This window comes from Paenibacillus sp. NPDC057934 (genome assembly GCF_042887565.1).
GTDB lineage: Bacteria > Bacillota > Bacilli > Paenibacillales > Paenibacillaceae > Paenibacillus_AQ.
The window spans coordinates 33,743-50,865 of sequence record NZ_JBHVPB010000020.1 but is presented as its reverse complement, the minus strand read 5'-3'; the positions used below and the strand labels follow the sequence as shown (position 1 = coordinate 50,865).

Below are 17,123 nucleotides of genomic sequence, written 5' to 3'. Positions count from 1 at the left end.
TTCACTTTCGTGAATTCGATACTCACTCGTTGTTCAGTTTTCAAAGATCAAGCTGTTCTCGTTGTCCGCTTAATGTCTCAGCAGCAACTCTTATACTATAACATGTCACCCTCGTTTTCGTCAACCCTTTTTTTAATTTCTTTTTTCAGGTTGTTCATTGATTGTTTTTCAACAAATCGTTGTCTCAGAGGGACGAGTTATAATTTATCACATCTTCATACGATGAGTCAACTATAAATATTTCCTTACTTCGTATTTCTCATTCATAAGCTACAACAAACAAAAAAAGAGAGTGCTCCGCCTCTCCCTACCCACAGCTTTTATCTATAGTATATTGTTTCAGCGTCCTTCTTCTTATCTCTATACAGTATAGCGAACAGCATGACCTTCCCCAGGATTAGCTTCCCCCCAGGAAGTGATCTCTCGCAGGAGTGAACGGGAGGCTAGTTTACGTAAAACAAGCGGAAGTTCAGCTTCCAGCGGCTTCAGACCAGAATGCTGAAGGAGTTCCGCGATACCCCATGGCTCTTTGCGACTCTTCAGAATGGAGAGGAGTAGACTACAACAGTCCACCATCTTCGACATGATTGAGAAATCACAGGCTAACAAGATCAGCTCCACTCTTTGTTCCAGTGTCTCCGTGCTTACAGTGAGTTCCTCATACAGCTTATGAACAGGTGAGTTCATTTTTTTGACCTGATCCCATACAGCTGGCTCGGGAAAACAACCACTCTCGCTCACTTCTATGCGTGCCCAATGATATAGTGCCATCAATATACAATTATAAGCATCCATAATACACGAGGCGTCCAGGTAGCGTTTGGCCTTCACATACATATGCAAAAAACGGGCGAACTCCATAAACAGTACCCGATCCTTAAGCGGCCCTGAAAATTGAGTGATTTCCCGGCGCATATCCTCAAGAATGCCCTTCGGATCCCAGATTACCTCTCCCGACATTAGACTAGTAAGCAGTTCATTGTTATCCCCCGCCATAACTGCTCGTTCGAGAGCAGACAAACCTACGTGGAGAGAATGGGTACGTCTTTCACCGGCAATTGTCTGGCTAATTAGACGTTCCTTGCCCTGCCCTTCATGCAGCATCAGCACGACCATATCAAAATCATGAAGCAGCGCACTCTGAAAAGGAGCATTCCCCTTCCGCCGCATTGCCACAGCGCCGAGAACACTATCATCAAACGTTTCTCCACTTAATAAAGTCAAATTGGACAGTTCCATACTTCCCTCCATCAAATTTGGCGATTTTGCGTCAATTCAGTTATAATTCAGGTATAATTTACTTAGTAATGTAATTCTACATATCCATGTTAGTTCCTTCTGGTCAACCGAACTATATTTAGTTAGGAGTTAATACTCATGAAATTCAAATCGGCCAAGATCAACGCTTTCCGTACATGGGGACTTTTGCTCACAATGCTTGGAATGGGACTAATGATTTTGGGGACTGCCGGAATTGTATTCTGGGGCCCGGCCGGTAAAGTGTTTGCCGGAATTGGACTTGTAATCGGTTTAATTGCGATGGTGGCCAGCATGGCCATCTATTTTTGGGCTGGCATGCTTTCTACAAGCGCTGTGCAGGTAGAATGTCCGGAATGTCATAAGCTCACCAAAATGCTCGGTAAAACCGACCGCTGCATGTTCTGTCACACCATTCTCACGCTGGACCCAAACCAGGCGAATATTACTGCAGAACAGCTTAAACAACAGCAGCTTAACCAGAATTAGAACTGCGTGCAGGCTCATCTGAATGATAATCCAACTAGATATGCATAGAAAAAGGGACATCCGGTTAGACGGAGTCCCTTTTTTAGATCATTTTGATAAAACATTACTTATGAATACCCTGTAAAGCTTCCCATGCCGTCGGATTAGCAAAGCTACGATTCCAAGAACCAATGCCTCCAAGTCCGAGAGACTGGGCAAGTTCAACTCTAGCCTTTAACGACGTCTTATCCTCAATCCATATTTTGCGAAGAACGCCTTCTTCCTTGTACTCTACATAGTTCTGCCCTGCACTCTCATCAAAGGTTGGCTTCAACTTCTTTTCATTGATGATCTTGTCCACTGCATTCATGCTCACTGCCTTGGAGCTGACCTTCGTCTTGCCATCCACTGGAGTCTCGGTCCAGATCCGTGTATACAGAGGCACACCAAGGATCAGCTTCTCTGGAGGTACCTCATCTTCATTGATAATGCGATTCATCGCTTTCTTGACCCACGGAAGTGAAGCTACAGATCCCGCTTTCGGACTAGCTGCCCAATGTTCATCATACGCCATAACGATCAGAAAATCCGTAAGCGGACCCAGGGATCGACGATCAAGAAACAACGACCACATTTCACTGTTCGATTTTGGGGTGACGTCTATGGATACGATGAGATTTTTGGCTTGTGCCATCGGCTTCAGTTCGCGCATAAACTGCGTAACGTTCTCTCCGTCCTTCGTATACACATTCTCAAAGTCAATGTTAATCCCATCAAGATTGTACAGGTCTGCATATTCCAGCATCTGCACGATCGTCCTCATCCGCTTTTCATAAGTGGACAAAGCTTGTGTTGTCAGATCAGCCTCAAAGCTGTTGCTGAGCAGTCCCCATACTTCCATCCCCTGAGCATGGGCCCACTGCACATAAGCACTGTCAGCCTGGCTGCGAACATTACCATCGGTATCCACAATCCGGAACCAGGTTGGACTGACTACATTGACACCCGGCAGCTTGCCGATTGCGTTCGGGTCTGGCTTGCGTTCGTAGACGGCTTCCCAGATGAGGTTAACAGGCTTGCCCTTCCAGCTACGCTCAGCTCTTGAAGGGGCCACTGGCTTCACCTCAACGGTTTTATCACCGTCAGGGATAATGTCACCCGTCTTGGCATATCCCGTATAGCCACTGTCCAACTGCACATACAACCAGCCCTCTTCGGCTTCTTTCCAGATTCTCACCGGAGCTCCGGGAGGCATGTCCGCCACTATTGGTGCATGAACCGTGGCTTCCGTACGTAAGGCAACTGTCTTGCCTCCTGCATCACCCTTCACTTTTCCAAGCGGAACCGATTCTCCTGCACTCATTAACAAAACCGCACCGGTATCCTTGTCCTCCTGGACTTCAAACCCGTAGAGATCCTCCAGCGTCGCCGTTGGCAGATAGGTCACACCACCCTTCACTTCCGGCGCGAGCCGAAGCTGCAGGGGCTTGTTATTGAGACTGGCATCTGTTTTATTTTCCTGCATATAAAGAAGTTCATTACCTGTGGAAAGGATCACCGATTTCGTAGCCGCCTCATAGCGGATAGACGGATCTACATACTCCTGAAGCAGCGGCAGCGGTAAAAGAAGACCATCTCCCGTTCCAGTGGCGGAGTATCCGGTCAGCTCTCCTTTGACGAATACAGGTCTCTCCAGCCCCTTCCAATCAGGGTCCACATGCTGCCGGTTCGGCATTATATAAAAGACCACCCAGTATGCTGCAGCGACGACAATCAAGAGTCCAAGCAGGCGGCGAAAAAAGCTTCCGCGTTTTTTAACATGTCTTTGTCCATGTCTTCTGTCCAAGATGCATCCTCCAACTATAGCATTTTTGATTTATGGTTAAATACGGCTAACACCGACTTTAAGTATACGCGCTAAATGTCTGTTTTGTTTCGAAAACTGCTGGAATAACTACCTGATTCTGCAAGTAGAAACGGCTTTGCCAGCCTCTAAGGGGCGGTATCCGTTTCAGCGAGAAATATTCAAGGATGATTTATAGCGTAAACATATAAGTCCTTATATTTTAAAAAAAGTTATAAAAAATAAAACGTGCAGCTTCCGTTGACCGGATTCCGCACGTCATGGACAGACAGGCCATAGGTTTCCCGGATCATCCGAAGTGCCATGCCTTCCCGCCTTGTACTATTCAGCTGCCTGTAATTCTATTGCTGGATCTTCTTGTCATTACACTCTTCACATACTCCATAAAGCTCCATACGCAGTCCCGTAATTCTGAATCCCGTCTCCTCTGCTGCACGATGCTCCACATCATGAAGCGGCGGATAACTGAAATCCTCTATCTTGCCGCATGTCTGGCAGATCACATGATAATGATCCGAGACATTGGCATCGAACCTGCTTGAATTATCGCCGTAAGTCAATTCACGAACCATGCCGGCTTCCATGAACATTTTGAGATTATTATATACGGTTGCCACGCTCATGCTTGGAAACTTAGGCTCCAGCGCCCGATAAATATCGTCCGCCGTCGGATGATTCATCGCTTCCATCAAATACGTAAGTATTGCATGTCGCTGGGGTGTAATACGGACACCGGTTGTCTTTAATTGTTCCAATGCATGTTGTACGCCACTACCCATAATTGCCACCGCCTTTAAATTAAAACTTCAGTAAAAGTATATTTACAATTGTAAGACCGCTCTTTCAATATTGTCAACGTGGTCTGTACATTATATTTATTATTATATAAGAAAAATTACTTAATTCAATATTTCCTCACATTTAGATTGCTGTTTCCTTCTACATGCAGCTTGAATTCTGCCATTCCCGTTTCTCCAGAGATTGTTTTCTTGTCTATAACCAGTCCCGGCAAATCTGAGATGATATCTCCGTATCCACTGGAACCGCTCAATTTGTAATCTCCTGTCTCGGGGACGTACAAGCTGATATCACCCACTGCGCTGTAAATATCCCAGTCTCCGCCAACGGAAGGCGAACGAACAATAATACCACCATTCAAGGATTCTGCATGTAGCTTCAAAGGCGCACCATCAATCTCCAGATTGCCGTTCTTGCTGGAAAGATCAATGTTATCATTGCTGTTCATAGCGCTAACATTGCCGACTACCGTCGACAGCTTCAAGGCCCCATTCACATCCCAGGCATTCATATCTCCACCGTTCGTCGTCAAATCGACGCTACCCTGCACCCCTCTGGCGCGGACCGCACCATTCAACGTTTTCCCTTTAACATCGCCGTAGATTCGGTGAAGAATTAATTGACCGTTGCCCGTCTCCAGGGAAATGTCCTTAATCGCTTCTACATTCTGGAGTGTTATACCACCGTTCATGGTGCGTACCTCGAGATCAAACCGTCGGTACTCCGGCAGTGAAATATCCAGGTTCATCCGCGGCTGACGTTTTCCCGAATCGCCATAGGCTTTGCTTTTGGGGGTGATTTTGATGTTGGGGCCTTCGGTTACATCCACAAAGGACTGCTCGGAAACCGCTTCAGCCACCGCGCCTTCTAATTGATCTACCCACACGGTAGTATTGATCTCAATATTCTGAACTGGGGCACGGTGTATCAGGATATCTCCGTTGATCCCGTCTATTGAAATTTTCGCGGTATTAAGTTCAACCGGTACAATTAGCGTTGGCTTCTTAAATTCCCTTCCTTCTGCTTCCCCGTAATCAACGGCGGCTGCGGTCAAATTGAGGCTCACACGGTTCCATAAATGCAGGTAATGTTCTTGCTCAGCAACAAGAAAGACACTCGCCGCCAGTACAATGGCAGTCAACAAACCTCTAAGATCGAGCTTCGCTCTTGCAGCATGGTCCGCGTTCACGTGGCGGGCAAAGACGTAGATCAGCAAGTACTCCACACCCCAAAGCACAGGAACCAGTGGCCACCACTTCAGCAGGAGCAGCATCCGGTCGGTCCCTTCTTTCCAATCGAGGAAAAGAAGGATGCCAACACTAACAAGCAGAACCACAGCTGTATATCTTCCGACGCGACGCTTGCGGCGCTCCGTCCGTCTCCGCAGGGCAGCTCCATTGGCAATCTCCCTAATCCCCAGTAGCAAGCCAGCTCCTACCAAGGCTATTGCGATTGCAACCTCCACATAGTGCTCAATGAAATACTGTAACCATGGTGGTTTCTGCCGGAAAAGGAAGAGAAGGGCCCCGCCGAATAACAGCATCAGGCCAAAGGATAGGCCAGGCTCGGTAACAAAGGTCCGGCGTTTGGAGGGTACCGGAGCAATTCCGGGGTCTTGTTCTACCGGAAATCGCAAGATGCGATCTGCAGATTGCAGCACGTCGTATACATTATAGAAATAAAGCACAGGGATCAATAAGCCCAGCAGAATAAGCAGCGGCACATTAATCTGCATGCCTATTGATGAGAAATATATTAATGCAGAGATATCTAAAAGGATTGCAAAGATAAAAGATATCCCTTTGCGGAGCAGCCCGAAGTAGATATGCCCGGACCCGGGAATAAGCGCCGCCAGCAAGCCGGCAACAAATTTACGTTTGTGCCTGCGCCGTTTGGGCCGGGGCGGAATATGTTTAGGCTGACCTTCATCCTGAAGTGACTCTTGCACATCTACTTCGCTCTGCACTTCTTCTTCGGGAACGAACTCCGGCTTGTCTGTCATTCCTGGCTCCTCCTCTCTCCAAGGTTGCCTTGTCCTGTCTCAAAGACGACCCCTCCGGTAAAACTCCACCAGTTCAACACCAGGCGCAACTTCTTCTACTCCCACTTGAATAAATCCATGCTTGGTGTACAAGGCGACCGCAGGAAGATTCAGTTTGCCAGTAGAGACGATGAACTGCTCCATCTCGCTGTATTTTTCAAATACATATTCCAAGAGCGCACCGGCAACCCCCTTACGGAAGTGCCCCGGGTGTACCATCATCCGGGTAATCGTCAGCTTGCCAGGTGATTCTTCTTCAACAGCAACTGCCCCCATCAACTCACTGGCGTGGTCATGACAGCCGTAAAAAATCTCCGGGGACTGTCTTAGCATATCCCTCGTCTCCATTAGTGGAGGAATCTCATTAAATCCGATGAGCTCCGCTTCCAAGCGGTATGCCTTGTGTTGAAGGCTCCATAAATCATCAACGGTCATCTCATCCTGAAGATCAAGTCTTGTTATATTCATTCCCGCCGTCCCCTTATATGCCGCGAAGGGCCTGCCGTTGCCGACAAGCCCCAAGTTATATATCGCTACAAGTATATTCACAACCAGACAATCAGTTATCTAAAACCTCGGCCAGCAGTTTGTTAACAAGGCCTGGGTTTGCTTTGCCTTTACTTTCTTTCATTACCTGTCCAACCAGGAAGCCGATCGCTTTTTGCTTACCCGCTTTATAGTCCTCTACGGACTGCGGATTGGCCGCAACAACGGCTTCAACGATTCCTTTAATGGCTCCCTCATCGCTAATCTGCACAAGACCCTTCTCCTCAACGATAGCTCCAGGCAGTTTGCCGGATTCCAGCATTTCCTTGAAGACGGTCTTGGCAATCTTGTTGCTGATGGTTCCACCCGCAATAAGGCCGATCATCTCGCCGAGACCCTGAGGGGTGATCTTCACTTGGGACAGCTCCAAATTATTGCTGTTCAAATAAGCCAGCAAGTCGCCCATGATCCAGTTGGCTACAGCCTTGGCATCCTGGGTATAGGTCAGACTCCCCTCAAAGAAATCAGCTAGCAGTTTAGACGAAGTGATTACACCAGCATCATAAGCCGGGAGTCCGAATTCCTCGCTGTAACGAGCTTTCCGTGCATCGGGAAGCTCAGGGATACCCGCGCGGATAGATTCTCTCCAAGCCTCATCAATATGCAGAACAATTAGATCCGGGTCCGGGAAGTAGCGGTAATCATGTGCCTCTTCCTTACCGCGCATAGACAAGGTCTTACCTTGAGCTTCATCCCAGCGACGCGTCTCCTGTACAACGACACCGCCGTCGTCGAGAATCTCAGCCTGACGGTATTCCTCATACTCCAATCCGCGCAGTACACCACGGAAGGAGTTCATGTTCTTAAGCTCGGCCCGGATACCAAACTCAGCCTGTCCGTACGGACGCAAGCTGATATTCGCATCACAACGCATTGAGCCCTCTTCCATCTTCACATCAGATACATCGCAGTATTGCATGATCGCCCGAATTTTTTCCAGGTAAGCTCGCGCTTCTTCCGGCGATCTGAGTTCCGGCTCAGAGACAATTTCAATCAACGGCGTACCGACCCGGTTAAAATCGACGAGCGAAGCATAGCCGCCGTCCACGTGTGTAAGCTTCCCTGCGTCTTCCTCCAGATGCAGACGGGTAATGCCAATTCGCTTGGTCTCCCCGTTCACTTCAATATCAATCCAACCGTTCAGACCGATCGGCTGATCAAACTGGGAAATCTGATAAGCCTTCGGTGAATCGGGATAAAAATAGTTTTTACGGTCAAATTTGCTAACGTCGCCAATGGTACAATTCAGCGCCATTGCCGCCTTCATTGCATAATCCACCGCTTGGCGGTTCAGTACCGGCAGGACGCCGGGATGGCCCAGGCAAACTGGACATGTGTGCGTGTTAGGCGGAGCGCCGAATTCGGTGGAGCAGCCGCAAAAGATTTTGGACTTTGTATGAAGCTCCACATGGACTTCCAGTCCGATAACCGTTTCATATTTAGACATAAGTTATCTCATTCCCTTAAAAGTTTTGTGAGCCTATTCTTCACTATATAGATTGAACTTGTGATTTTTCTACTATGGGATGAGCCGTGACTCCAGAGAATGTTTGGACTTTCGGCCGCTGTTGTCTGCAGATTTCTAGATTTTAACCGCTATTAGCGGTAGAAATCCGGAAAGCCTATGCTTCCGATGCGAGCTTTCCTTCGGAAAGCTCGCATCGGAAGCTCTCGCTCCTACAGTTCCAAAATTCCCCTACGCCACTTTTCCCTTCTTGTATATTTTCAAATCCAATCTATATAGATATCTTGTGTAAAACTTGCTTCATAGCGTAACTTTCAAAGTCCGGATTAGAGCTGTGGACGTTGCTTATGATGATCTGTATTTTGTTCAAATGCGTGAGCGACACGCAGTACAGTGCTTTCGTCGAATTCCTTACCGATAATTTGCAGACCCACCGGGAGTCCTTCGGCAAACCCGCAAGGAACGCTGACAGCCGGAATACCAGCTAGACTTACAGGAATAGTCAAAATATCATTCAGGTACATAGTCAATGGATCTTCGGTCTGCGAACCCAGTTTAAAGGCTGTTGTAGGCGCAGTCGGCCCGATCACAACATCATATTTCTGGAAGATTTCATCGAAGTCCTGTTTAATCAGAGTTCTTACCTTCTGAGCTTTCAGATAATAAGCATCGTAATAACCTGAACTGAGCGCATAGGTGCCCAACATGATCCGGCGCTTCACTTCTGGCCCAAAGCCGAGACTACGGGAGTTGTGATAAAGGTCGAGCAAACCGCTGCCATCATCCGCACGAACGCCATAACGGACACCATCAAAACGGGCCAGGTTGGAGGATGCCTCCGACGAAGCCAGCAAGTAATAGGTAGCAACCGCATATTCGGTATGCGGCAAGGATACTTCATCCCAAGTAGCCCCCAAGCTTTCCAGCACTTTAAGTGCTGCCAAAACCGGTTCGCGGACGGAAGCATCAACGCCTTCACCCAGATACTCCTTCGGTACTGCAATACGCAGTCCGGATACATCGCCAGTAAGCGAGCTCAAATAATCAGGAATATCCACTTTGGCGGATGTGGAATCTTTGGCATCATAGCCAGCAATGGCTTGCAGTACATAAGCAGAATCCTCGACATTACGAGTAATTGGGCCAATCTGATCCAGCGAGGAGGCGAAAGCTACCAAACCATACCGGGACACAAGACCGTAGGTCGGTTTCAGACCTACTACGCCGCAGTATGAAGCGGGCTGGCGAATGGAACCACCGGTGTCGGAGCCAAGTGCGAAGAAAACTTCGCCAGCTGCAACAGCAGCAGCGGAACCGCCACTGGAGCCACCGGGAACGCGTTCAAGATCCCACGGATTGCGCACCGGACCAAAGCTTGAGTTCTCATTGGAGCCGCCCATAGCGAACTCGTCCATATTCAGCTTGCCGATGGTTACAGCGTCAGCCTGACGCAGTTTGTCGGCTACAGTAGCATCATAGACCGGTTGGAAATTGGTCAGGAATTGGCTGGCACAAGTCGTACGCAATCCCTTGGTAGAAATGTTGTCCTTAATTCCTGCAGGGAGGCCGAACAGCAGGCCGCGTGCCGCCCCCGAGGCAAGTTTGTCATCCAGAGAGCGTGCCGCAGCACGTGCCCCTTCTTCATTTAACGTCAAAAAAGCATGCACACGCGCATCCCGCTCAGCGATGGCGGACAACGATTCTTCCGTCAGCTCGCTGACAGAAATCTCTTTGTTGTTAAGCATGTTATGTACTTCGGGCAATCGATATTGAAACAGGCTCAAGATTCTTCCTCCTTCTTAAATAGGTGTAGTTATTCCAGTACGGCTGGTACTTTGAATTGTCCGTCTTCCTGATCTGGCGCGTTAAGCAGCGCCTCTTCCTGAGACAAGCTGTCCTTCACAACATCGTCGCGCATCACATTACTTACCTGAAGCACGTGAGTGGTTGGCTTTACATTTTCTGTGTTAAGCTCATTGAGTTTCTCTGCATATTGTAAAATGGCATTCATTTGTTCGGTAAAGGTTGCCTCTTCTTCCGGGCTTAACTGCAGGCGAGCCAGCTTGGCCACATGCTGCACATCTTTGACAGTAATGCTCATAACAAACATCCCTCCTGATTAAAGGGCTAAAGCGCCCGGATAACGTTTTTAATTATATTGTAGAAGCCTGGACAATTCAATGTGCTTGTACTATGCCTCAGGTATATTAAAAAAGCCGGCTTGCGCCGGCCCTTCTTAAATCCAAGCCCGGAGATTCACTTGCTTAATGAATTCCGCCTGGGACAGACTCTCTTTGGTTGTAGTCTCTATCTCTTCCGCATCGGTTGCATCGCCGTTCATTAAATAGTGGAACAGCTTCTCATTATGCGTGGACAAGGCATAATCGATCAACGCTTCATGCGTCGCCCGCTCGGCTTCGACGGTCAGCAAAACTTCTTCTGCTTCAATATCCTCTGCCGGAACATAAAAATTCCGGTTCGCCTGGGGAACTCGAATGACATAATCAAACGCATTATCGGGATTGCGATCGTAAGCAATCAGGTAGCCGTAGTCCCCGATAGGAAGACCCTGCTCGAAAGCGTCCGCGACAATGACAATCTTCTCTCCTAAACGCAGCATCGCCCTACCTCCTGGCTCAAAATCTATGATGATTTTGCTTATTTCAACAGTCTACTAAAAAATACTAGAGCTGTCTAGCGGAAGGAGGAAGCGCAAAAGATTTTTTCCATAATATGCTTAGGGATTGGCAAAATGTCGCGACTGCAGTCGGATCTCCCTCATTTCGGTAATTTATTCCTACCCATTAGTATAGAAGCCCCGGCCACGCAAAACAGAATAAGGAGCGCTGCCGACAGACAAGGACTTAAGTTCACATCAGTGGCTGCCCTTCCTGGGGTAAGAAGCTTAGTAGACAGCTCGGGGAGGGCCGCTGGTGTCCACTGGAACCATTCCGGCATCAGACTGGTGGCAAGCGCCATTCCTGCGGACGACAAAAGCGACAGGAATGCAGCGGCAGGCGCACGCAAAAAAGCACTGAACAGCAAGGTGAGAGAAAGAGCACACAACAGCCATATTCCATAAAGTGCGGCTGCAGCCACAACATCCATCCAAGGAAGAGAACCTATCAACTGCTCCGTATAGTAGAGTGCACTAGCTACACCCAAGCCTAATGCAAGAAACAGTAGCGTAAACAGCCCGGCCCACTTAGCAATTACAAATCCAGTAGGTGACAAAGGTCTAGATAACACAAGTTCAGCACTACCGTTGTACCGTTCTCCGGACAGGCTGTTCATGGCCGCCAGTACCAGCACCAACATTCCGATCGTGCTATATTGCCCCAGCGCTTGGGACATCACCGTACCTGCATCTGGCATGACATAGCCTTCCAGCATTCCTTGAGGAACATTGTTTGCTGCCCGTAAAATTTCCGGCATATAGTAGGTTATTACAGGCTGCATGGCTCCCAGCAGAATAAAAACGACAGGTATCCAGATCAGTTTATAAGTACGAGCTGCTTCCAGCATTTCTTTTTGATAAACAATCCAAGTATTTCTCATCCCCCGACCACCTTCATGAACATATCCTCAAGCGTGGAAGAACCTGCTTCGAATTGCAGAAGAGGGATGTCAAAAGCGGCGGCTTCCTTTAGAATGGCATGGCGTGCCTTCTCCAAATTGTCCACATTGAACACAGCATGTTCTCCATTAAGCCTTGCCTCCAGTATAAAGGGCTTAGAGGCAACGAAGTTTAACCATTGGATAGCCTCTGCGTTATTCTCCGTACGAACCGAAATAAGAGGCTGACTGTACTTGGAACGAAGCATGGACAATGCCCCCTGCTCGGCAATCACCCCGTCCTTCATCACTATAATCTCGTCACATACTTCTTCAGCATCGTGAAGCACATGTGTGGAAAAAACGATGGTTGTCTCTTCCCTAATATCACTCAGTAACTCCATGACCTCCCGTCGACCAATGGGGTCCAGCGCCGATACCGGCTCGTCAAGCAGCAGTAGGCGGGGACGGTGTACAAGCGCCTGTGCCAAGCCCAAACGCTGCTTCATCCCGCCGGAGTACCCGGCGATGCGGCGGCGTGCGGCGTCTTTCAGCCCCACCCGTTCCAATGCGGCCTTAGCCATGACTACGGCTTCTTTCCCGTTCATTCCGCCGAGCTTGGCAGCAAAAATAACGTATTCCTGCCCGCTCATCCAGCCGTAAAAAGCCGGCGATTGAGGTAGATATCCCAATTCCCGCCGGAAATCCGCGCCTTGGGTACTCCCTGTAAAGATGATGCTTCCCGCTGATGGCGGGAGCAGGCCGGCAATCATACGCAGCGTTGTTGTTTTCCCAGCACCATTGGGTCCGAGCAGCGCGACACAGCTTCCTTGGGCAATCTCAAAGCTGATCCCACCAACGGAGAGGTGGCTGCCGTAGCTTTTGCGCAAATTCGAGACTTGAAGCAACGGCTGCATCATGTTTCCCTCCTACCAACCGTGAAATAGGCTATACTGCCGAACAAACTACCGGCTACAAGAATGATGATCCAGAGCCATTTGGGCCCACGCACACTCTCTGCTTTCCAAAGTGAAATTAAACCGATGACCGCAAGTAGAACTTGCAGTACCACAAGCGGCAGTATAAGTCCCCAATTCACTTTCTCCATAACCCCACTCTCCTTCATTGTTACTTTCTATTGGCTCTTCGTCTTTTGGATTCAGGCAAAATAACGAACAGCAGATAAACAACCGTGGGCGTGGGAACCCCAGTAATCCCCCATAATCCCCAGAACCAAGCCTTCTTACCTCTTCGCCTTGCATCCCGAAACAACAAGTTCCCTTGCAAAAATAAACAAATGGCCACAACGATCCATATCCATAGCGGCACATCCTGCAGTTCGTTCATTCCCTGGCACCTTCTTTCCACCGCCGGATGCGTGATACAGTCAGACCTACTAATGCGGCTAGCGGTATAATTCCTTGAAGTGTCAGATAGATTACTGGCACGTAGCCAAGTAAAGCTAATGTAGAGCTGAGCAGAATCACTGAGACGATGCAGAACAGCAATCTTTCCTTGCGGGTTTTCCTCCGTCTAGATTGTTCCTCTGCCACAATTAAAGATTCCAGCGTGCTGAGGGATGGAGAGGGAATATCATACTGTGCATCCAGGCGATCCATCTCCCTAGTAAGTTTGCGCAATAGCGCCTCCTGCTCGGTATCCTTATTCATTGTCTTCTCTCAGCTCCTTCCGTAATTGATTCAGTCCATAGGCTACCCGTGATTTGACTGTGCCAGCAGGAATTTGCAAAATCTCTCCGATCTCCTCATAGCTGTAACCGTAATAATGCTTCAGCAGGACCGCTATTCTCTGAGCAGAGGGCAGTCTGGATAATGCATCCAGTACGTCGCTCCATTCCTCATCCTTGCTCTCAAACTGCCAGCGGATCGAGCGGATACCCTGTTCCTGCTGCTTCCATCGCTCCTCACGTTTCCAGCGTCGTTTCCGATCAATATAAAGCCGAGTCGCAATAGTAATCAGCCAGGAGGAAAAAGATGAGGAGCCATTGTAGGCCCGGATTTTCTCCATGCATCTGACCATGGTATCCTGGGCAATTTCCTCTGCCTGCAAAGGGTCCATGGTCACTTTGATCAAATATTTGTACAGAAAGGTATAATGTTCACGGAGAAGCACCGCTAGTGATGAAACATCACCCTGCTGAGCCTGCCGTACCCTTTCCTTCATTAGATCGTCCATGGTCCCCTCCTCCATAAAAGTTGTTAGCACATATAATACGATTAACGAAGATAGATCGTTCAATCAGCGACTCATAATTTATTCTGGTACTCCCAAAGCTTGCGACGCCAAGGCTGGATCGAGCCTTTCCCGGCAGGAAAACACCAAAATAACGTTTCTCTCCCACGACGACGATCCGTTATGTTTCCCCCTTGAGCGCTTTCGTAGCTCCTGCTCAAACTGGCCTCTCTAACCAAATTCTCTGACGTAACAACAGCCTCATCTTCCCCTACATTCTGTGTGTACTCCATGAATGAACAAAAGCCGCCTTTCTCCGGACACTCCGAAAAAAAGCGGCAATTCTTGCTGCAAAAGTTGTCATATGTATCTTGAGTTCTAGGGTGTCCGTAGTCCAGATGCCTCGTCATATCATCCTTCAATTCAAGCCCTCCTTACTATGTAAGTCAAATTCAAACCCATATGTACATAAGCCGAACAAATGAAAGTAACGAAAAGTGAGGAGGAACGAAGGGGGAAGTTTGGAGCTGTAGGAGCGGTAGCGACCGCCTAAAAGCTTTCCAAAGGAAAGCTCGCACCAGAAGCATACGCTGTCTCCAGATTTCAACCGCAAGTAGCGATACAATTGAAAGAAATCTGGAGACAACAGCGGCCGAAAGCCCAAACATTCCACCGTAGTGACGACCGAGCCTTACGTTTGGATCTTAAGTTCGCCTTATATAGGCAAAAAAAGAACGCAAACCGGGATTATTCCACAGTCTGCGTGCTTCGCGAGGTAAATATTACATTTAATTAACAATATTGTAGCAAGTTTGTATTCTCTTGTCCATCTGTATTTTCCCGATTTTTGTCAGTACTTCTGGAATGATAGACTTATAAAGATACGTATGGATTGTTCTCGCGCTCAAACCCGATTGTTGTCCGTGAGCCGTGACCCGGATATACCTTGACCTCTCCATCCAGCCGGTACAACTTGTCCCGAATGGAATCAAACAAATCACGTTCCCGCCCACCAGTTAGATCGGTACGCCCTACTCCAAGCTTGAACAGCACATCACCGGAGAACAGGTCATCTCCGCACAGGAAGCTTACGCTGCCAGGAGAATGGCCAGGGGTATGGAAGACACGGAAAGTATGTCCAATCAAGTCCAGAACCTGACCTTCACCAAGATCATATTCCGCCGGAGCTGTGCTTAAAGGAGCGGACAGATTCGGCCACATCAGTGAACCGTTCAGCTTGGGATTCTCCAGCCACTGACTCTCTAAAGGGTGCAGATAGACAGGACAGTTCTTCAGCTTGCGGATTTCATCCACACCGCCCATATGGTCAAAATGGGCATGTGTCAGCAAGATTGCCTCAATCTCCATCCCCTCGATGCTTCTCACCAGTGCAGCAGGATTCATACCGGGATCGATAATGATGCCCCGTGCTGGATCAGCCCCCGTGAGCAGATAAGCATTGGTCTGAAGCGGGCCAAGCGTAAATGAACGAATATTAAGCATGTCTCTTAGAAACCAGAAATCAGGCCACGCAGCTCTTTGGCGATAATGGCGTGGGATTCCGTTCCTTCCCCGTAGGCTTGACCCATTGCCTTGCGGACGTCCCCGATTTTGCTGTCATAATCAGCAGCTTCCCGGTCAGGATTCTCCTGCTTGAACTCTCTCATCAGACGCTGTACATGCTCAGGACGAGGTCCCCAATGGCCAAGTACATAACCGCCTGTATCGGCGAAGATAACGATTGGCACTGAACGACCGCCCATGGTCAGGAAGTTGTCCATCAAGTCCTGATTTTCCTCGACAATGAGTACTTCTGTCTTGATTCCTGCGGTTTCAAGGATACGGAACACCACTGGAACATTGCGCACAACATCGCCGCACCAGTCCGCTGCCAGAATGATTACACGCAAATCGTCGCGGTGATTCAGGCTCTCGAAAAATTCCTTGTCGCTCTCGTCTTCCCAGGCAAATTTCTCATACCAGGCTTCGAAATCCTGCTGATTGCGAGTCATGCCCTCAACGAATTGACGGGGCGTGAGTCCTTGACCAAATTTAGGAGCTACATTTTGCTTCATGCTGCATTCCCTCTCTTCTTCTTGGATTGGTACCACTTGATTACAAAATAAATAACAATAAGGGCAATAGCACCTAGAATAATTTCATGAGTATACTTCGCAGCGACTTCATCAATGTTCTTCCACTTATCACCCAGAGTCATACCCAAGTACACAAATAATGCACTCCATGGAATAACGGCCAGTGTCGTCAGCAGTGTGAACTTGCCCAGTGGCATCCGGGTGATTCCGGCAGGTACGGATATGGCATGGCGTACAACCGGAATGAACCGGGCTGTGAAGATAACGCCTGTCCCATATTTGTTGAACCACTCCTCGGAGTGATCAATATGCTTTTTGGAGATAAAAATGTACTTTCCGTATTTCTCCAATACAGGCCTGCCGCCGTAACGGCCGATCCAGTATACGAAAATCTGGGCAATAACGCCGCCGATGGTTCCGAATACCACTGCACCGAAATAATTAATATCCCCCGTCCAAACCAAATATCCTCCGTAAGCTAGAACAATTTCACTAGGAATAACTTCCATCATTAAGCCGATCATAATCCCGAAATAGCCAAGACTCTGGATCCATTCAAAAAGATTCGAGATCAGCTCAGAGATGTAATGCATGTAGGCGCTCCTCCTCCGTTTATTTGCATAGGCGGCAGGGCTCACTGCGTCGCTATGCTCTATGTAGCCAGTCTTCTCTTAGCCTATTCTAGCATATGGAAGGATACAACTTCTACTTACAGGAAAATGAATCTCCAGAACACATTGTGGATCTGCCGAGCGTATCCTGCAAAATAGACACCAGAGTCATTGACAGAATAAGTGTTCTAAAGATATTATATATTTAGATAATTATTTAAATATCGAA

The 17,123-nt window shown here is 48.3% G+C and carries 19 protein-coding genes; 1 reads left to right on the top strand and 18 read right to left on the bottom strand.

The features are described 5' to 3' along the window. Positions 1-360: 360 nt before the first annotated feature. A complete protein-coding gene (locus ACFVRY_RS28705) occupies positions 361-1,239 on the bottom strand; it encodes a nucleotidyltransferase-like protein (RefSeq protein WP_387503665.1) in 879 nt (292 codons plus the stop codon). Positions 1,240-1,377: 138 nt separating this feature from the next. Between ACFVRY_RS28705 and ACFVRY_RS28700 the strand changes: the two genes are divergently transcribed. After that, positions 1,378-1,746, top strand: coding sequence for a DUF2614 family zinc ribbon-containing protein (locus ACFVRY_RS28700; RefSeq protein WP_387503664.1), 369 nt, complete (start codon positions 1,378-1,380; stop codon positions 1,744-1,746). Positions 1,747-1,849: 103 nt separating this feature from the next. Here the strand turns inward: ACFVRY_RS28700 and ACFVRY_RS28695 are convergent, their stop codons facing one another. From ACFVRY_RS28695 to uptA, 17 genes are all read right to left on the bottom strand, one after another. Beyond that, positions 1,850-3,571 carry a glycosyl hydrolase family 18 protein gene (locus ACFVRY_RS28695; RefSeq protein ID WP_387503663.1) on the bottom strand — a complete coding sequence of 574 codons (1,722 nt, stop codon included), beginning with the start codon at positions 3,569-3,571 and terminating at the stop codon, positions 1,850-1,852. Positions 3,572-3,930: 359 nt separating this feature from the next. Next, positions 3,931-4,368 carry a peroxide-responsive transcriptional repressor PerR gene (gene perR, locus ACFVRY_RS28690; protein WP_066365765.1) on the bottom strand — a complete coding sequence of 146 codons (438 nt, stop codon included), beginning with the start codon at positions 4,366-4,368 and terminating at the stop codon, positions 3,931-3,933. Between the two features lie 125 nt (positions 4,369-4,493). After that, on the bottom strand, positions 4,494-6,389 hold the full coding sequence (locus ACFVRY_RS28685) for a DUF4097 family beta strand repeat-containing protein (protein ID WP_387503662.1): 1,896 nt from the start codon (positions 6,387-6,389) through the stop codon (positions 4,494-4,496). 39 nt (positions 6,390-6,428) lie between these two features. Then, positions 6,429-6,896: a GNAT family N-acetyltransferase gene (locus ACFVRY_RS28680; RefSeq protein WP_387503661.1), complete on the bottom strand. Its 468-nt coding sequence runs from the start codon at positions 6,894-6,896 to the stop codon at positions 6,429-6,431. Between the two features lie 91 nt (positions 6,897-6,987). Then, a complete protein-coding gene (gene gatB, locus ACFVRY_RS28675; RefSeq protein ID WP_387503660.1) occupies positions 6,988-8,421 on the bottom strand; it encodes an Asp-tRNA(Asn)/Glu-tRNA(Gln) amidotransferase subunit GatB in 1,434 nt (477 codons plus the stop codon). A 344-nt stretch (positions 8,422-8,765) separates the two neighbouring features. After that, complete coding sequence (gene gatA, locus ACFVRY_RS28670) at positions 8,766-10,223, bottom strand: Asp-tRNA(Asn)/Glu-tRNA(Gln) amidotransferase subunit GatA (RefSeq protein ID WP_066365774.1); 1,458 nt, start codon at positions 10,221-10,223, stop codon at positions 8,766-8,768. 29 nt (positions 10,224-10,252) lie between these two features. Further along, complete coding sequence (gatC, locus tag ACFVRY_RS28665) at positions 10,253-10,540, bottom strand: Asp-tRNA(Asn)/Glu-tRNA(Gln) amidotransferase subunit GatC (protein ID WP_379469133.1); 288 nt, start codon at positions 10,538-10,540, stop codon at positions 10,253-10,255. A gap of 135 nt (positions 10,541-10,675) precedes the next feature. Beyond that, entirely contained in the window at positions 10,676-11,059 is a 384-nt protein-coding gene (locus tag ACFVRY_RS28660) for an ATPase (RefSeq protein ID WP_175371706.1), read from the bottom strand. Positions 11,060-11,217: 158 nt separating this feature from the next. After that, positions 11,218-11,997, bottom strand: a complete 780-nt coding sequence (locus tag ACFVRY_RS28655) for an ABC transporter permease (protein ID WP_387503659.1) — start codon at positions 11,995-11,997, stop codon at positions 11,218-11,220. After that, a complete protein-coding gene (locus tag ACFVRY_RS28650) occupies positions 11,994-12,914 on the bottom strand; it encodes an ABC transporter ATP-binding protein (RefSeq protein ID WP_387503658.1) in 921 nt (306 codons plus the stop codon). The genes ACFVRY_RS28655 and ACFVRY_RS28650 overlap by 4 nt, the downstream gene beginning before the upstream one ends. Continuing rightward, positions 12,911-13,102 (bottom strand): PLDc N-terminal domain-containing protein, encoded by a 192-nt coding sequence (locus ACFVRY_RS28645; RefSeq protein ID WP_387503656.1) that lies wholly within the window; start codon positions 13,100-13,102, stop codon positions 12,911-12,913. Before ACFVRY_RS28645 ends, ACFVRY_RS28650 begins: the two co-directional genes overlap by 4 nt. A gap of 20 nt (positions 13,103-13,122) precedes the next feature. After that, positions 13,123-13,341, bottom strand: coding sequence for a hypothetical protein (locus ACFVRY_RS28640; protein WP_387503655.1), 219 nt, complete (start codon positions 13,339-13,341; stop codon positions 13,123-13,125). Further along, positions 13,338-13,664, bottom strand: coding sequence for a YxlC family protein (locus ACFVRY_RS28635; RefSeq protein ID WP_387503654.1), 327 nt, complete (start codon positions 13,662-13,664; stop codon positions 13,338-13,340). The genes ACFVRY_RS28640 and ACFVRY_RS28635 overlap by 4 nt, the downstream gene beginning before the upstream one ends. Continuing rightward, entirely contained in the window at positions 13,657-14,190 is a 534-nt protein-coding gene (gene sigY, locus ACFVRY_RS28630) for an RNA polymerase sigma factor SigY (RefSeq protein ID WP_066365808.1), read from the bottom strand. Before sigY ends, ACFVRY_RS28635 begins: the two co-directional genes overlap by 8 nt. 870 nt (positions 14,191-15,060) lie before the next feature. Next, a complete protein-coding gene (locus tag ACFVRY_RS28625) occupies positions 15,061-15,690 on the bottom strand; it encodes an MBL fold metallo-hydrolase (RefSeq protein ID WP_387503652.1) in 630 nt (209 codons plus the stop codon). Between the two features lie 5 nt (positions 15,691-15,695). Further along, positions 15,696-16,262 carry a thioredoxin family protein gene (locus tag ACFVRY_RS28620; RefSeq protein ID WP_387503651.1) on the bottom strand — a complete coding sequence of 189 codons (567 nt, stop codon included), beginning with the start codon at positions 16,260-16,262 and terminating at the stop codon, positions 15,696-15,698. Continuing rightward, positions 16,259-16,876 (bottom strand): undecaprenyl phosphate transporter UptA, encoded by a 618-nt coding sequence (uptA, locus tag ACFVRY_RS28615; RefSeq protein ID WP_387503650.1) that lies wholly within the window; start codon positions 16,874-16,876, stop codon positions 16,259-16,261. The genes ACFVRY_RS28620 and uptA overlap by 4 nt, the downstream gene beginning before the upstream one ends. Between the last annotated feature and the right edge of the window lie 247 nt (positions 16,877-17,123).

What these genes read in the sequence shown, in the direction of transcription:
- ACFVRY_RS28645 (WP_387503656.1), bottom strand. Translation starts at nt 13,102, where the DNA reads ATGGAGAAAGTGAATTGGGGACTTATACTGCCGCTTGTGGTACTGCAA.
- ACFVRY_RS28655 (WP_387503659.1), bottom strand. Translation starts at nt 11,997, where the DNA reads ATGAGAAATACTTGGATTGTTTATCAAAAAGAAATGCTGGAAGCAGCT.
- ACFVRY_RS28640 (WP_387503655.1), bottom strand. Translation starts at nt 13,341, where the DNA reads ATGAACGAACTGCAGGATGTGCCGCTATGGATATGGATCGTTGTGGCC.
- ACFVRY_RS28650 (WP_387503658.1), bottom strand. Translation starts at nt 12,914, where the DNA reads ATGATGCAGCCGTTGCTTCAAGTCTCGAATTTGCGCAAAAGCTACGGC.
- ACFVRY_RS28620 (WP_387503651.1), bottom strand. Translation starts at nt 16,262, where the DNA reads ATGAAGCAAAATGTAGCTCCTAAATTTGGTCAAGGACTCACGCCCCGT.
- ACFVRY_RS28700 (WP_387503664.1), top strand. Translation starts at nt 1,378, where the DNA reads ATGAAATTCAAATCGGCCAAGATCAACGCTTTCCGTACATGGGGACTT.
- ACFVRY_RS28660 (WP_175371706.1), bottom strand. Translation starts at nt 11,059, where the DNA reads ATGCTGCGTTTAGGAGAGAAGATTGTCATTGTCGCGGACGCTTTCGAG.
- ACFVRY_RS28705 (WP_387503665.1), bottom strand. Translation starts at nt 1,239, where the DNA reads ATGGAACTGTCCAATTTGACTTTATTAAGTGGAGAAACGTTTGATGAT.
- sigY (WP_066365808.1), bottom strand. Translation starts at nt 14,190, where the DNA reads ATGGACGATCTAATGAAGGAAAGGGTACGGCAGGCTCAGCAGGGTGAT.
- ACFVRY_RS28680 (WP_387503661.1), bottom strand. Translation starts at nt 6,896, where the DNA reads ATGAATATAACAAGACTTGATCTTCAGGATGAGATGACCGTTGATGAT.
- uptA (WP_387503650.1), bottom strand. Translation starts at nt 16,876, where the DNA reads ATGCATTACATCTCTGAGCTGATCTCGAATCTTTTTGAATGGATCCAG.
- perR (WP_066365765.1), bottom strand. Translation starts at nt 4,368, where the DNA reads ATGGGTAGTGGCGTACAACATGCATTGGAACAATTAAAGACAACCGGT.
- ACFVRY_RS28685 (WP_387503662.1), bottom strand. Translation starts at nt 6,389, where the DNA reads ATGACAGACAAGCCGGAGTTCGTTCCCGAAGAAGAAGTGCAGAGCGAA.
- ACFVRY_RS28625 (WP_387503652.1), bottom strand. Translation starts at nt 15,690, where the DNA reads ATGCTTAATATTCGTTCATTTACGCTTGGCCCGCTTCAGACCAATGCT.
- gatB (WP_387503660.1), bottom strand. Translation starts at nt 8,421, where the DNA reads ATGTCTAAATATGAAACGGTTATCGGACTGGAAGTCCATGTGGAGCTT.
- gatC (WP_379469133.1), bottom strand. Translation starts at nt 10,540, where the DNA reads ATGAGCATTACTGTCAAAGATGTGCAGCATGTGGCCAAGCTGGCTCGC.
- ACFVRY_RS28635 (WP_387503654.1), bottom strand. Translation starts at nt 13,664, where the DNA reads ATGAATAAGGATACCGAGCAGGAGGCGCTATTGCGCAAACTTACTAGG.